We start from the raw sequence: 15,352 nt of genomic DNA, 5'->3' as shown, positions 1-15,352 counted from the left end.
TTTGTTGTAACAAAAGCTTAATAGTTTGTTAACATACCAGGTTGTTGCTGGCTGAAGTATAAATAAAAAAAGGCCGGTTGTGCAACCGGCCTTTTTTTATTTATTGGCTAATAATGTTTTGTGTTTCAGGTTTTTATACTCGTACAGGTTCACTTTAACAGAGCCAACCAACATCTCGGCCTGTATCAGCACCGGTATCTTGTTTTTATCATCAGACAAGTATAAGGTGATTGCGTTCTCGCCTTTAAACATTTTATTATCAGGCATGGTAGGTACAAGCTTTAACGCCCGGATATTACCCGCTTTGGTGCTAACCGTTTCGCGGCCTTTAAAAGTTACTTCCATATCGAAGTTCTCTTCATCAAAAAAGCCTCTTACGTTTACTTTTTCGCCTGCTTTCATTTTATCGAAGTTGAGCGTGCGGAGGTAATAAATACCACTTACAATATCCTGCACATTATCAGCTGTTTTGTAGCTGCCGGATTTTTCTTCTTTCTTCTTCTTGTAAGCTACAAAAGCTGTATTCTTGTAATGGTCGAAATCAACAGTTTCGCGTTTTCTGTAACTGCCTTCCTGTATGTTCCGGTAAGAGCGTTGCGGAAGTATGGCTGCCGTATCAATGTAAGATTGCCACGTATCGCGGATGCGTATAAACAGGTCAAAAGAACTCGTGGTTTTGCCATTCACCGTAGCGCGGTAGCAGGCACGGCCGTTCACGTAATGTAATTCAGGCGATGTATCAATCACAGCTTCGGCAGCGGTAATAAGGCCATAGTGTACTTTATACTTCAGTACCTCGCCATTCGAAAAACTCTCGTTAGGCACGCTGCGCATTCTGTCTTTGGTTACAAAACCGACAGAAATTAACAGAGCTATTAACAGAACAGGGAATATCCTTTTCATATGATCTCGCAAATTAGACAGGTGATGCTTTTTGTATTACAAGTTTTATACCAAGCACCTATCTTTTAACTAAGTTAGGTAGATAAATAAATCTATTCAACTCAGTAACAATAAAAAAGGTGCTACAATTTCGGTAGCACCTTTTTTATTACTTATCCTGATTAAAAAGAGTTCATTCTGCAGTTGCGGCGGCAGCATCCTCCAGCGCAGCAGCGGCTGCATCCGGATCGCCTTTCACAAACGCTCTTACTTTTTCTTCCAATTCTTCCTGTAGTTCCGGGTTATCCAGCAACAGTTGTTTTACGCCATCACGGCCCTGGCCTAACTTGCTTCCGTTGTAAGAGAACCAAGAGCCTGATTTCTGAATGATGCCGAATTCAACACCAAGGTCCAGAATCTCGCCTACCTTAGAAATACCTTCGCCGTACATGATATCAAACTCAACCACTTTAAACGGAGGCGCTACTTTATTTTTTACCACCTTAACGCGGGTGCGGTTACCGGTAATGTTATCTGCGCTTTCTTTGATCTGGCCGATACGACGGATATCCAGACGAACGGAAGCGTAGAATTTAAGGGCATTACCACCCGTAGTTGTTTCCGGATTACCGAACATCACCCCGATCTTCTCGCGAAGCTGGTTGATGAAAATACAGCAGCATCCTGTTTTGTTGATAGTACCGGTCAGTTTACGTAATGCCTGCGACATTAAACGCGCCTGAAGGCCCATTTTGCTATCACCCATATCGCCTTCGAGTTCGCTTTTCGGAACCAGTGCAGCAACAGAGTCAATTACAATAATATCAATAGCGCCGGAACGGATCAGGTGATCTGCAATTTCAAGTGCCTGCTCGCCATTATCTGGCTGAGAGATCAAAAGATTTTCTGTATCAATCCCAAGCTTTTTGGCGTAAGCCTGATCGAATGCGTGCTCCGCATCAATAAATGCAGCCAGGCCACCTTTTCTTTGTGCTTCGGCAATGGCGTGCATAGTAAGCGTAGTTTTACCAGATGATTCCGGGCCATATATTTCGATGACACGGCCACGTGGTAAACCACCAATACCCAAAGCTATATCAAGCCCTAGCGAACCTGTAGAAATAGCCGGTACATCTTCTACGCGGTTATCGCTTAACTTCATTACAGTACCTTTACCGTAGGTCTTGTCAAGCTTGTCTATGGTTAGCTGCAGGGCCTTAAGTTTTTCGTTGCTTACGCTCATGTGTGTGTTAATTAATTTGCTTCTTTATATTAAGGTGAAATTACAACTTCCGGCAGCAATATGCAAAAAAGCGTACGTCTATTTTGCTAATTATTTTAGCTGCTTTCTGCTGTCTGATTACAACAAACCGAATTGCTAATTTGTGCCTTTATTTATCATTATTTATGCGTGTATCTAAGATTATTTTCACTTTTTTTATTTTACTCAACAGCTCGTTGTGTATCGGCCAGCTTAATAATTCGGCGCTTGAACAAAAGCTACCTGTCAATCCTAAAAATGCTAATGAGCTTAGGTTTAATTTGCACGTCCTGGGCTTCTCAAAAAATAACGAATATTTCAATAACATAGCCGATGGTTATACTTTGTTTGGCTACCATTTAAACCCTCGCCTAACTTATTTTCCGTCGGAGTTTGTACGCATAGAGGCGGGTGCACTGTTGCAAAAAGACTTTGGCAGCAGCGGCTACGAAAATATTCAGCCCACCTTCACCATTAAAATACAGAAACAGAACCACGCCTTTCTTTTCGGAACACTTGAAGGCAATCTCAACCATGGCTACATCGAACCTTTATACGATTTCGAACGCGTATTTACTAACCGAATCGAAAACGGTATTCAGTATTTGCTGCAAAGCGACCGGGTAAAACTGGATGCCTGGCTGGAGTGGAGCAATATGCTGTACAGGGCAGAAGATGACCAGGAAGATGTATTTGGCGGAGCAAGCATAGGATTAAAGTTGCTGGAGATGGATGATAAGAAAGGCGGCGGCGATAGCATACGCATTACACTCCCGGTTCAGTTTACGGCGCAGCACCGGGGCGGCCAGATCGATGCGTCCGAGTTGCCTTTGCTGACAGTAGCAAACGGAGCATTAGGCCTCGAAATTGAAAAAGAGTATAGTAAAGGTATCGTGCACCGCATCTATACTAAAAACTATCTGGTGGGGTACAAAGATTTCTCGAATGAGTATCGGTACATTTACCAGGATGGATACGGCTATTACCTGAATGCCGGCATCGATACAAAATACCAGGATGTGATGCTGAGCTACTGGGAGGGCAACCGGTATATGGCAAACCGGGGTGGGCAACTTTACCAGGCTGTATCTACGACGTACAAAAATGCGGGTTATGTGGAAGAAAAACGCCGCCTGCTTATACTTCGGTTAATGAAGGATATCCGGTTAATGGAGGGCCTGGACCTGACGCTGCGCCTGGAACCTGTATATGACTTTAACAACCCGCAACTCGAATTTGCTAATTCTATCTACCTTACTTTTGATACCGGCTTCTTTGTGGCGAAACCGAAGCGCTAATTTATACTTGGTTTGTGGTGCTCTAAATCCTTCGTATTAAAAGCTTCTTCATAATCAGGGCGGGTAAGACCGTAGTAATTTAAATCGAGCAGTTCGGTTGTATCGGCCCCCCTGAAATCGCAGCGCAAAATACCTTCTTTCACAAAGCCGCTGTCTGTTGCCAGTGCTCCATAATAATCATTGAAGGCGGTGCAACGCAAAAATATTTTATTCAGGCCAAGCTTATCAAAACCAAACCGGATCACTTCTGTAATCGCTTCCTGTATAAATGGCTGCATCTCCGAAGGCCGTGTAAAGTATAAACCGAGCTCCGCTTTGGGTATACTTCTGTCCAGGTTATTCAGGGCGATGGCTCCTATATATTTACTGGTTTCTTTCTGCCATACGCCAAACTCAAATGTTTTCCGGTTGTCCCAATCGGTTCGCAACTGTTTTACCTGCATGCGGGCATCTTCCAGGATATGCACACGGGCGGCGCGCCCTTTAAAGACAGGGCCAAGCTCTGAGGTATTTTCCTGCATCAGCTGTATAAAATCTACTTCATCGCCTTCTTCATAAGGTCTTAAAATAAGATGCGGAGTTTCGATGCGATCTTCAAAAGAAGTAGCGAGGGTATTATATAAAAAGCTCATGAAACGCTTCTTTAAAGTTATAGGTATAAGTATGAGTGCAAAATCAAGTATACGTTAAAAAGCTGATAACGTGTGTTATCTGTGTTTTTTACAATTCCATACTTTGGTAAAGTATACGTGCCGCATCATCATCTAAAAATATAACACAACTATGGGAAACAGATTAGAAGGTAAAGTAGCCATTGTAACCGGTGGCGGAACAGGTATTGGCGAGGCCATTGCCAAGAAATTTGCTGCCGAAGGAGCAAGTGTAGTAGTAGCCGGTTTTCCGGAAGATCCGGTGGAGCAGGTAGCAAAAGATATCATGGAACAAGGCGGCGCAGCTATTGCCTTTAGTCGCGATATTTCTTCGGAGGCAAACGCGAAAAGCTGTGTGGAACTGGCCGTAAAACAATTTGGTAAATTGGATATCCTGATCAACAACGCAGGCGTTTTCCCGGAAGTGAACTTGCTGCAGGATTATACGACTGAAGGGTTTGAGTACATGCTCAAGAACAACATCCACTCAGCTTTCCAGATGTCGAAAGCGGCGTTGCCAGAGCTGCATAAAACGAAAGGAAATATTGTATCGGCAGGCTCGGAAGCTGGCATGATCGGGATTGCGCAAAATTCTCCTTATGGCGGCACCAAAGGATTTATACATGCTTTTATGAAAGGCCTGGCCGTAGAGCAGGCGCAGTTTGGGGTACGCTGCAATATTGTAGGCCCTGGCCCGATTGATACTGCCTGGACCCATGACAGCACCGGCCCAATGGATAGCAAGATGGTGAAGACCATGAAAGAAGCCACGCCGATGGGCCGTAGAGGTACACCCGAAGAAGTAGCGAATGTATACTTGTTCCTGGCTTCGGAGGAAGCATCTTATGTAACGGGCGCGCTTTATATGGTAGATGGCGGCATTACGGTAGCAAAAGGCGGCGTGGGCACCGAAGCAGATGCATCCATGAAAAAGCAACCTGACGGTGAACTGGAATTAAAGCACTCCAAAGACGGCCATACTTCCATTCGGAAATAAAAGGATGGCCTAAAGTATAAAAAGAGAAAAGCCAGCTGTTAAGCTGGCTTTTCTCTTTTTATACTTTACTTATTAATTTAAGAAAGGATATACAAAATGTTTCGGGCTGTGCAGTTGCTGCTGGGTCATCATTACTTGCAGCGTATGGGCTGTTTCGTTAAAATACTCCAGTCTCCTGATCAGCATCTCTTTTTGCAATACAACGCCGGTGGCGGTTTTCATCATCGCCTTTTTATCTTCGAGCACGCGGTGCATTATCTGGTTTATACTTTCCTCGTGCTGGGCGTACCACTGCTGCAAATCCTGTAAACGGGCTGCGGCCTGCTTATCAGAATTAAATTGCAGGCCGTGCAGGCGCATGATATCAGCAAACAACTCTACTTCCAGGGGGATAGAAATATTGTAGGGCATCGAGCGTACTTCTAATGGGCTGTTGAGCGCACCAATAATTGTAGCCAGGTTATCTTTAAAGCGAAAGTATAAAGCAGCCGCTTCCATAAGTATGAGGGTTAGATAAAAAATAGATCGTTGCAAAATTACACCAATTTGGCTTACATCCAATTACTGGCGTGCCTGATAACATGCGTAAAAGAAAAGAGCTGAACTGATGTATACGTTACAGCAGATCCTGGATAATCTTTTCTACGGTGATGCCTTCTGCTTCGGCTTTGAAGTTGCGCACAATGCGGTGGCGCAATATAGGAAGTGCTACGGCCTGCACATCTTCAATATCCGGGCTATACTTGCCGTTAAGAATGGCGTTGCACTTGGCCCCTATAATAAGGTGTTGTGAAGCGCGCGGGCCCGCTCCCCACTCTAAATACTGGTTTGCAAGTGTAGAACCGTGTGGTTGGTCGGGGCGTGTTTTATGAACCAGTTTAACGGCATACTCCACTACATTATCTACTACAGGCACGCGGCGCACCAATTGCTGGAATGCCAGAATATCATCTGCGTGTAAAATTTTGTTCAGGGATTGCTGTAAGGCGCCGGTTGTATTTTTTACGATCTGGAGTTCCGATTCGTAGCTCGGATAGCCCAGCATGATGTTGAACATAAAGCGATCGAGTTGGGCTTCGGGTAGGGGATACGTGCCTTCCTGCTCGATCGGGTTTTGGGTTGCCAGTACAAAAAACGGTTTTGGCAAGGTATACCGGTGGCCTGCTACCGTAACGGCGTGTTCCTGCATGGCCTCGAGTAGCGCTGCCTGAGTTTTAGGGGGTGTTCGGTTAATCTCGTCAGCTAAGATAATATTAGCGAAGATCGGGCCTGTCACAAAGTTAAAGTTACGGTCCTTGTCCAGTGTTTCGGCTCCAACAATATCGGATGGCATCAGGTCCGGAGTAAACTGCACCCGGTTAAAGCTCATATCCAAAGATGAAGCAATGGTTTGGATAAGCAGGGTTTTGGCGAGGCCCGGAACGCCCACTAACAAGCAATGCCCCTGACAAAAAACAGCTGTTAAAACTAACCTGACCACATCTTCCTGCCCTATAATAACTTTAGAGATCTCGGATGTAAGGGTATGGTACGCCTGATGCAAGGCATCTGCTGCTTCTTTGTCAGAGGAAAATTGCTTCATAAAGTAGGTTATTGGGTTAGCTGCAGTACTTTACAGCTGTCAAACTCCGGATCGATCTCGATAAACACGGTATCAAAGTTCTTCTTGAACCAATCGTCTACCGCTTTTTCGCGTTTCTGGTTAATGGCTGCTGTAGCAATACGCTGGTAATCGTCAGTTAGATTTGCCTGGTGCGGTGTAGATTTCGCTTTCAGGTAAAGAATGCGAACGGCTTGTTTGCCATCTTCGGTTACATAAGGCAAGGGCTTTGTAATATCACCAACTTCCATCGTATCGATCACAAAGAAAATAGAAGGATCAACTTGCTCCATGGATATGTAGGTGCTGCCATCGTTTCTGTTCTGCAGTATGCCGCCGTTATCTTTTGTAGCCTTATCGTCTGAGTTGTCTTTGGCAGCTTTTGCAAACGTAATGCTGTCACTTTTAATTAAAGTGCGGATGCTGTCGAGGGCCACAATGGCTTCTTCCATATCTACGGTGGCTGTTTCCGGCTTTAAAAGGATATGGCGGGTGTTAAATTCCTGGCCTTTGCGCTCGATCAATTGTATTAAGTGGAAACCAAACTGAGATTCGATCACATTAGACATCTGGCCCGGCTCCAGGCGTAAGGCGGCTGCTTCGTACTCTGGTACCAGTTCTTTTTTCTTGAAAAATCCAAGCTCGCCGCCTGCCGCTGCCGATCCCGGGTCTTGTGAATATTGTTTTGCCAGCGTCGCAAAATCTTCACCGGCAAGTATACGTTTCTTCAGGTCTTCTAACTGCTGGCGTGCTTTCTGCTTTTGTGTTTTGCTGATTTGTGCAAACTTCACGATCTGGCCAAGCTCCACCTCACTTGAAAAGTATGGCAGGCTATCTGCCGGAATCGTGCTGAAATAACGCTTGATCTCTTTTGGTGTTACCGTCACCTTACTCGTTATCTCGCTCTGCATCTTCTGCATCACCATTTGCTCTCTTACCGTGCGGCGCAGATCGTCTTTCAGTTGCTTTATACTTTTGTTGTAGTATTGCTCCAGTCGTTCTGCTCCGCCAGCTTGCGCTGTCAGGTACTCCACGCGGCGGTCCAGCTCATTGGTTACCATCGTTTCCTCTACTGTTACAGAGTCAACTTCGGCACGGGCAAGCAATAATTTATCCTGCACCAACGATTTTAAAACCTCGCATTTAAGGTTGTTATTTGGCTGCTGTTTGGTTTGGGCAAGGTATTGCTGGTAGCCAAATTCCAGATCGGAACGCAGTACAATGTGGTTGTTTATTTTAGCAATGATACCATCTACCTTGCGCTGCACGGGTGCCTGGGCAAAAGCAGTGGCCGAGGTAAGTATAAAGCACACGGCCGTATACACTAGTTGAAGGGAAATCTTGTTCTTTTTCAAGGTTATGGGCATTTTACAAGCAAGCGTTTTAAAACAACGCGCAAATTACGGCTTTATTCTGATTCTATACTTGGGTAAATTTTTTGTTCGGTGTTTTGAGCTGTAATTAGCTCATTATAAGTATAAAACCGCGAAACAACAAAAGGGCCAGCAATAAAATAAGCCAGCCCTTCTGTAAATTTATTTTTTAGTGAGCTTCTCTACTTCGTCTTCCCTGATCTTAACCGGGTACTTTTCGCGGAGTTCGTTTATCCACTGCTGCTCCAGGTAATTCTGGTAATCCGAAATGGCCAGGCCACGTACTTCGTTCAGTTGCTTATAAGCAGGTGCTAGCACATTCTCTATAATGATCAGGTACTCGCGGCCATTCTGTTGTAAAGTATAGGTGCCGGGCTGCCAGTTTACAGCATCCAGCGCTTTGTTCTCGCCTTTCTGGAATTTCTTTTCTGAGATCTGTACAGCCAGCGGGTTGCTCGCATTCAGGTTATCAGCCAGGGCTCCCAGGTCGGAAGAGTACAGTGTAAAGGATACACGGCGGTTGCGGCGGCGGCCAGTTTCAGTATTATCCGGGCCAGCCTGTTTGGTTTTGCCCGCATCATTTGTCAGGATCTGGCTGGCAGCTGCTACGCTTTGCTCCATTAAATAAGTTTTAGCTGCGGCAGCTCTGCGCCAGGCTACTTCTTTGTTTGCAGCCAGCTCGCGTGCATCGCCATGGCCGTTTATGGTAAGCGACAACGATGGGTTGTTTCTCAGTAAATCGGCCAGTTCGTTTAGTTTGGCACTTGCTTCTCTGCTAAGTTCGGTCTTGCCTGCTTCAAAAAGAATATCCGTGATGTTGGAAGTACGCACCGGGTAACGGCGTTGCGCCAGTTGTTTCTGTGCCTGCGTCAGTAAGTCTTTATTTGCCGCACTGATCACAATAGCTTGCGCACGTTCGGTCCATTTATACTTTTCACGGTTCTGCTCGAAATAAGTTTTCAAGCCAACCGTATCTTCTACAGCCTTAGACCATACTTTCTCATCCATCAACTGAAACAATAAGATACCGTCGTGGTATTCCTGTACCAGCATGCGGTAGTCAGTATGTTTGTTTTCGAGGTTAGCTTTCTCGTACTCCAGCAGGCTTTGGTTTACATATTCATCATACAGCAACGTCATGGCATGTTCCGGTGTGCCTGTAGTGCGTGGGCGTTGCTGTGTTTTTGCGTACGTATAAAAGTCTTTTATTGTATAAGGTTTGCCCTGTATCGTGAACAAAGTCTGCTTCAGTGCTTTATCTTCCTGATCAAAATCCCAATTAGCTCCCAGTAATTGTTTATCAGCTTTGCTTAATGCTGTGGTTTTGGTAGCGGCAACTTCCGTAAAGTTATTTTCTGTTTTGATACGCTTCAGGAAGGCCGTTTTATTTAGTTCCGAGCGCGAGTCTTTGGCTATTTTGTTGCGCAGGTTTTGCTCCATGTCCTCGTAAGGAGGGAGGCCGCGCTTATCCACCAGTTTTATAATATGCCAGCCATAAGGCGTGTAGACAGGCTTTGATATTTCACCGGCCTTACCGAGGGCAAACGCAGCTTCTTCAAAAGCAGGGATCATACGGCCTGTTCCGAACCAGGGCAGGTCGCCGCCATTCGAAGCCGAGTTGGCATCTTCTGAAAACTCTGCTACCAGTTTTTCCCAGCTTTCTTTGCGTTGTACACGCTTGTAAATAGCATCTACGCGCTGCTTAGCTGCTAACGAGTCTGCTTTTGGAATACCGGGCATGGCGCGTACCATGATATGCGCTACTTTTACTTCGCCCAGCGCCGCTCGTTTATCGTTTACTTTGATCAGGTGATAGCCGAAACGCGTACGTACCGGCATCGATACATCGCCTTCGTTTAGTTTATAAGCAGCATCCTCGAAAGGATACACCATTTGCATAGACGTAAAATAACCCAGGTTGCCACCGTTCTCAGCGGCAGACGGATCCTGTGAAAACTCTCTTGCCAGCTTTGCAAAATCTTCGCCGCCAAGTGCTCGTTCACGCAGGGCCAGTACCTGGTTATAGGCTGCCAGCGTATCTTGCGGGGCAGCATCGTTTGGTAAACCAATTAGGATATGCGAAGCGTTGATTTCCTGCTTCAGGCGCTCGTAAGCTTCTTTTACTAATTGGTCGGTAACGCTTTTATCTGTTAGGTAGGGCTGTGCCAGTTGTTCTTTATACCCTTCCAGTTCACGCTTAAAAGCCATCGTGGTATCTAAACCGTTTTTCTCGGCTTCAAGTACTTTCAGCTTAAAATTGGTGTAAAGGTTCAGGTAGTCAGTAATGCTTTGTTTGGAATAGGCATCTTCGTTGTCGCCGTTATTCTTTTCGTAAACATACCGGAACTCTGTTGCAGAAATTGGCTGGGTGCCCAGCGTAGCAATAGCGGGTTCTTTTTTGTCGTTCTTCTTGGTTGCGGTACAGCCTGCTATAAGCAGGGCAGCTGCCGCAACAAGTAAGTGGTTGCTGCGCATAAGTAAATTTAAAACAAACCTAAAGTTTATCCGGCTCAACGCGAGCCATGCAATTTTAATTATTTTTTCTGACAGATGAGTCAAAAAACATAACTATAATGCTATTGTTAATGATATTGTTCCCGAAACGTATAGGGGATACTTAATATTGCCTGCGGAGGGGTTACGCTATTTTTTTGTAAAGCAGGCAGGTGTTTTTGGTGCCGTTGGATTTGAATTCTACTTTATCCATTATCCGGTTTACGAGCGCCACGCCAACGCCGCCTTTTTTGCCCACACGGATATTTTCGTTTATGTCCGGCTCTTTGTAGTTGGTGCGCTGGAAGGCGGCTCCGTTGTCTGTTATCTCAAACCGAACACCGTCTTTCTGCTTATCCACTACCAGGGTAATGTATTTACTGGGGTCTTCGTGGTTGGCGTGTATGATGAGGTTGGCGCATATCTCATCCACTGCTAATACGATCTGGTTCATCAGGATATCCGACAAGTTGTGCGCTTGCAGGTAATCCGTCACGAAATCACGTATAAGCTTCAGGTTTTTCTTAGAACATTCTACCCGGATGGAGTTATTCATTAGCAATAGTAGTGGCTTCCTCGTAGTCTCCCACGATCGTCATCAGCAGATCCAGTCCTAAGATTTCGAAAACGTTACGAACTTTATCCTGCATGTTAAAAAAGATGAGCTTGATCTGAGCATCTTCGAAGCGCTGCAAATGAGAAATAAATACGCCCAGACCGGCCGAGGAGATGTAATGCAGGTTTTTGCAATCAACCAGAATCTTGTGGTATTTCATAATTTCCGGATCGGAAAGCTCTTCGTCTAACACTACAGAGGAGCTGGCATCGAGTTCACCATCAAGCGTCATGATGATGGTAGCGTCTTTGATTTCGTTGGTTATTTTCATGGACATAAGTTACGTTTGTCTACTCGTTAGGTTGAGTAAGTTTGAATTTTATCACGAGTAACGTCTGGTCATCATACAGGTTATCTGGGCCGGTAAAATCCTGCAGGTCGTTTATGATCGCGTATTTGATGTCTTCTGCCTCGAGGTGGTAAGTCTGCGAAAGCATATACTTCAGCCTGTCCTCGCCGTACTCATCGTTTTTCGCATTCCGGGCCTCTACAATACCATCCGTATAAATTACCATTACATCGCCGGGGTTGTAATCGTAATACATCTCTTTTACGTGGTTATTATAGCTCTTATCCCGGATAATGCCCAGTCCGAGCCCTTCCGTCTGGAAATAGAACACATCATCCATCATGGCATTATAGTATAACGTATGGCAATGGCCGGCGCGTGCAAACACAAAGCCTTTCATGCGGTAATCTATAATGTAAAGGGCCGAAGTGATAAAAGATGTTTTCTCTAAGCAGCGGCTTAAAGCACTGTTGGCTTGTTTCATAAACTCGCTTGGTGCCATGTCCTGCTGCATAAGGCCATGAAAAATACCTTTCATCTGTGCCATATGGAAGGCCGCCGAAATACCTTTACCCGATACATCGCCGATGATGATAGCGATCCGGGATTCGCTTAGTTGCAGGAAGTCGTAAAAATCGCCGCCCACTTCTTTTGCCGCCGCCGAATGCGTACTTATTTCAAACCAGCTATCGGCCGGAAATGTTTTCGGAATCAGGCTTTCCTGTACCTGGGTAGCAATTTTGAGTTCCTCTTTGTAGCGCTCGTTCTGTAACGATTCTGTTACTAAACGCAGGTTTTCGATAGTAAGTATGGTCTGGCTCGTAAAAGTCCGGAGCACGTTTACGGTTTCACGGTCAAAACCCTGCTCAATATCCTTCAGCAGGTATAAAGCGCCGGAAAGATGCTTTTTGGATTTGATCGGAAGTATGATCAGCGATTTCCAGGGCAGCAGCAATTCCCGGAAGCCAGGGTTGCGGTCCAGGTTATTGTTGATGTAATCGATGTTATGGATGTTATAAGCCAGCAGCAGATGGCGGATGCGGTCGGTTTGCTCGTTGTTGATATTGAGCAGATGCGTTACTTCAGGCTCGCTGTTCCTGATCACTTCAAACCAGGCAGCACTGGCATCGGCAGCTTTTATGGTACTTTCGAACAACATATCATACACCTGCGCTTCGCTTTGCCCTTGCTGGATAGACTGGCTGAGGCGCTGGAAATTAAGCAGGTCTTCGCTCTTCTGCTCGAAAACGCTGGAAGTTGGCAAACTGAACAGCGATACAAGGAAAGCCGCCAAGGTATAGGTACCCACAAACAGCATAGCCAGCAGCAGAAACCCGACATCGGTATAATCAATTACAAGTTCGGGGCTACCGGATAATTGATAAAAGAAGCGCGCGAAAATGTAGCAACTCAAAAGGATGGCACCTAAAAGTATAAGCGAGCGGCTTTTGTTATTGAAATTGAGAAAGGCAACCCACTTTAAATTGGTGCATAAAAACAGAATGTAGATGCCCAGTAAAGCCAGCAGCGGCAAAAAGATAAAGCTGGTATAATTAAAGTTGAGCAGCGTAAGAAGGAGGGTAGCGCCCAGCAACAACTCAAACCAATCCCAGGCAATCTGCAGGAAACGGCTTTTATGGTAGAGCAACAGTTGCCGCCAGATGTAAAAAGCCTTCGCCAGGAACAGCACCAGCATCCCGAAGTTAATATGGTACACGATATGGAGCAGCAACGGGGAACTCAGGTTGGCATAACTCGTGGATAAACGATAGCCCAGGTATAACGCAACGCTCAGGTAAGCGGCCACGCCTGCTTTGGAAAATAAATTCCAGAGGTAACTTATAAAATCTATTCCTTTCAGAGATTCGGTGCTGAGGCGCTGGGATACAAAAACGGCCACTATAAATACCACAATCAGCAAGTTATCTATATAAGGCAATACCAGTTTTACGGTACCGGCCTGCCGCGTGCTCTCAACAGAAAGCAGAATGCTGGCTAATAACAGCGCCCAGCTGATTATGGCCGTTAAGATCGAAAGTGATTTTGCGTTTGTTTTGTATAACATAAAACGGATACCCGTTTGTAGTTTTTGCTGCGAAAGGATATGGTTATTAAAGCATAAAATATGCTGAAAGGTACTAAAAAAATACTCCTACGCCAAACCCTGAAAAATTGTTGACTATAGCCTCACGGACTTTTAAAAAGGAAGTGCCATGTGTCTGTTCATAAAGTATGAACAAACACATGGCACAACAAAGTATAAATCAGGCTAAAGCTTAGCGGCTGTAGTTCGGCGCTTCGCGGGTAATGTGCACATCATGCGGATGGCTTTCGCGCAAACCGGCACCTGTTATTTTTACCATTTTGGCTTCCTGCAACTTCTCAATAGTAGGTGTGCCACAATAGCCCATACCAGCTCTGATGCCGCCAACCAATTGGTAAAGTACCTCATTTACAAAGCCTTTGTATGCCACACGGCCCACTATACCTTCCGGTACCAGCTTTCTGGCATCTGTTTCGTTGCCCTGGAAGTAACGGTCTTTCGAGCCTTCTTCCATCGCTTCCACAGAGCCCATACCCCGGTAAGTTTTATACTTGCGGCCTTCATAGATCAGCATTTCGCCGGGTGCTTCGTCGGTGCCAGCCAGCAAAGAGCCGATCATAGCAGTGCCTGCACCACCAGCCAGTGCCTTCACAATATCACCTGAAAATTTAATACCACCATCGGCAATTACCGGAACACCTGTGCCTTTCAGTCCTCTTACAGCTTCCATTACAGCAGAAAGTTGTGGTACGCCAATGCCTGCAATAATACGGGTTGTACAGATACTGCCCGGGCCAACGCCCACTTTTACCGCATCAGCGCCGGCATCGGCCAGTGCTTTAGCGCCTTCGGCTGTTGCTACGTTTCCGGCAATCAGATCCAGGTTAGGGAATAGGTCTTTAATTTTTCGTACAGCTTCCAGCACGCCTTTCGAGTGGCCATGTGCCGTATCTACACTTATCACATCTACACCGGCATCAACCAGGGCTTTTACACGGTCCAGCACATCAGGCGTTACACCTACAGCTGCACCTACGCGCAAACGGCCAAATTCATCTTTACAGGCAAACGGGCGGTCTTTTTTCTTTAGGATATCTTTGTAGGTAATCAAACCAACCAGCTTGCCGGTCTCATCCACTACAGGTAATTTCTCGATCTTATAGTTCTGAAGGATATCTTCTGCCTGTGCCAGATCAGTACCTTTGGCGGCCGTGATCAGGTTTTTGGTTGTCATGATGGCAGAAACGGGTTGCGTCAGGTCTTTCTCGAAGCGCAGGTCGCGGTTGGTAATGATACCTGTCAGGATGCCTTCCTGGTTCACAATCGGAATACCACCGATCTTATTGTCGGTCATGATCTGAACGGCATCGCCCAGTGTAGCGGTATCGGGTAAAGTAATCGGATCCATGATCATGCCGCTTTCCGAGCGTTTTACTTTACGCACCTGGTTCGCCTGCTTCTTGATCGACATGTTTTTATGGATGATACCGATACCACCTTCCTGCGCCATGGCAATGGCAAGATCAGCTTCTGTAACCGTATCCATGGCCGCAGAAACAAGCGGAACATTTAAACGGATGTTGCGGGTAAGCTGCGAAGAAGTGTCTGTTTGATTGGGGAGCACCTCGGAGTAGGCCGGGAGCAGAAGCACGTCATCGTAAGTGAGGGCTTCAAAAACTATTTTAGACTGATCGGAGATCATGGCAAATAAATTAGGGGTTCTTATTTGCAGCGTAAAATTAAAGAAAACTTTTTGTAATAAGTAGTTACACAGTAAAGAATATTTTAAATAAGTAAGATTTATGAAGGACGAAGTATGAATTGTAAAGTATAAATATGATCTGTAAAG

The 15,352-nt window shown here is 45.5% G+C and carries 13 protein-coding genes; 2 read left to right on the top strand and 11 right to left on the bottom strand.

Going from position 1 to position 15,352, the window contains the following annotated elements; all coding sequences use genetic code 11:
- Positions 1–96 precede the first annotated feature (96 nt).
- Complete coding sequence (locus DP923_RS01725) at positions 97–903, bottom strand: DUF3108 domain-containing protein (RefSeq protein ID WP_112303847.1); 807 nt, start codon at positions 901–903, stop codon at positions 97–99.
- Positions 904–1,075: 172 nt separating this feature from the next.
- On the bottom strand, positions 1,076–2,125 hold the full coding sequence (gene recA / locus DP923_RS01720; protein ID WP_112303846.1) for a recombinase RecA: 1,050 nt from the start codon (positions 2,123–2,125) through the stop codon (positions 1,076–1,078).
- Positions 2,126–2,289: 164 nt separating this feature from the next.
- Between recA and DP923_RS01715 the strand changes: the two genes are divergently transcribed.
- A complete protein-coding gene (locus DP923_RS01715) occupies positions 2,290–3,441 on the top strand; it encodes a hypothetical protein (protein ID WP_239020903.1) in 1,152 nt (383 codons plus the stop codon).
- Here DP923_RS01715 and DP923_RS01710 read toward each other — a convergent pair.
- Positions 3,438–4,073 (bottom strand): GNAT family N-acetyltransferase, encoded by a 636-nt coding sequence (locus DP923_RS01710; RefSeq protein ID WP_112303845.1) that lies wholly within the window; start codon positions 4,071–4,073, stop codon positions 3,438–3,440. The genes DP923_RS01715 and DP923_RS01710 overlap by 4 nt on opposite strands.
- Before the next feature lie 151 nt (positions 4,074–4,224).
- On the opposite strand from DP923_RS01710, the gene DP923_RS01705 reads away from it, so the two are divergent.
- On the top strand, positions 4,225–5,088 hold the full coding sequence (locus DP923_RS01705) for an SDR family NAD(P)-dependent oxidoreductase (protein ID WP_112303844.1): 864 nt from the start codon (positions 4,225–4,227) through the stop codon (positions 5,086–5,088).
- Positions 5,089–5,160: 72 nt separating this feature from the next.
- On the opposite strand, the gene DP923_RS01700 is transcribed toward DP923_RS01705, so the two are convergent.
- The 8 genes from DP923_RS01700 to guaB all read right to left on the bottom strand — a co-directional run bounded on the left by DP923_RS01700 (position 5,161) and on the right by guaB (position 15,205).
- Positions 5,161–5,586 (bottom strand): hypothetical protein, encoded by a 426-nt coding sequence (locus DP923_RS01700; protein WP_112303843.1) that lies wholly within the window; start codon positions 5,584–5,586, stop codon positions 5,161–5,163.
- A 118-nt stretch (positions 5,587–5,704) separates the two neighbouring features.
- Positions 5,705–6,670 (bottom strand): AAA family ATPase, encoded by a 966-nt coding sequence (locus DP923_RS01695; RefSeq protein ID WP_112303842.1) that lies wholly within the window; start codon positions 6,668–6,670, stop codon positions 5,705–5,707.
- A gap of 8 nt (positions 6,671–6,678) precedes the next feature.
- Positions 6,679–8,043, bottom strand: coding sequence for a peptidylprolyl isomerase (locus DP923_RS01690; RefSeq protein ID WP_239020902.1), 1,365 nt, complete (start codon positions 8,041–8,043; stop codon positions 6,679–6,681).
- Between the two features lie 180 nt (positions 8,044–8,223).
- Entirely contained in the window at positions 8,224–10,536 is a 2,313-nt protein-coding gene (locus tag DP923_RS01685) for a peptidylprolyl isomerase (protein ID WP_112303840.1), read from the bottom strand.
- Positions 10,537–10,699: 163 nt separating this feature from the next.
- The gene (locus DP923_RS01680; protein WP_112303839.1) at positions 10,700–11,110 is read right to left on the bottom strand and encodes an ATP-binding protein; all 411 of its coding nucleotides are present in this window, start codon (positions 11,108–11,110) and stop codon (positions 10,700–10,702) included.
- Positions 11,103–11,441, bottom strand: a complete 339-nt coding sequence (locus DP923_RS01675; protein WP_112304768.1) for an STAS domain-containing protein — start codon at positions 11,439–11,441, stop codon at positions 11,103–11,105. Before DP923_RS01675 ends, DP923_RS01680 begins: the two co-directional genes overlap by 8 nt.
- Before the next feature lie 19 nt (positions 11,442–11,460).
- Positions 11,461–13,524: a GAF domain-containing SpoIIE family protein phosphatase gene (locus DP923_RS01670; protein WP_239020901.1), complete on the bottom strand. Its 2,064-nt coding sequence runs from the start codon at positions 13,522–13,524 to the stop codon at positions 11,461–11,463.
- 211 nt (positions 13,525–13,735) lie between these two features.
- Entirely contained in the window at positions 13,736–15,205 is a 1,470-nt protein-coding gene (gene guaB / locus DP923_RS01665) for an IMP dehydrogenase (RefSeq protein ID WP_112303838.1), read from the bottom strand.
- Between the last annotated feature and the right edge of the window lie 147 nt (positions 15,206–15,352).

It is taken from the genome of Pontibacter arcticus, assembly GCF_003284895.1.
Taxonomy (GTDB): domain Bacteria; phylum Bacteroidota; class Bacteroidia; order Cytophagales; family Hymenobacteraceae; genus Pontibacter; species Pontibacter arcticus.
Note: the sequence above shows the minus strand (reverse complement) of the source record. Positions and strands in the feature narration are given on the sequence as shown.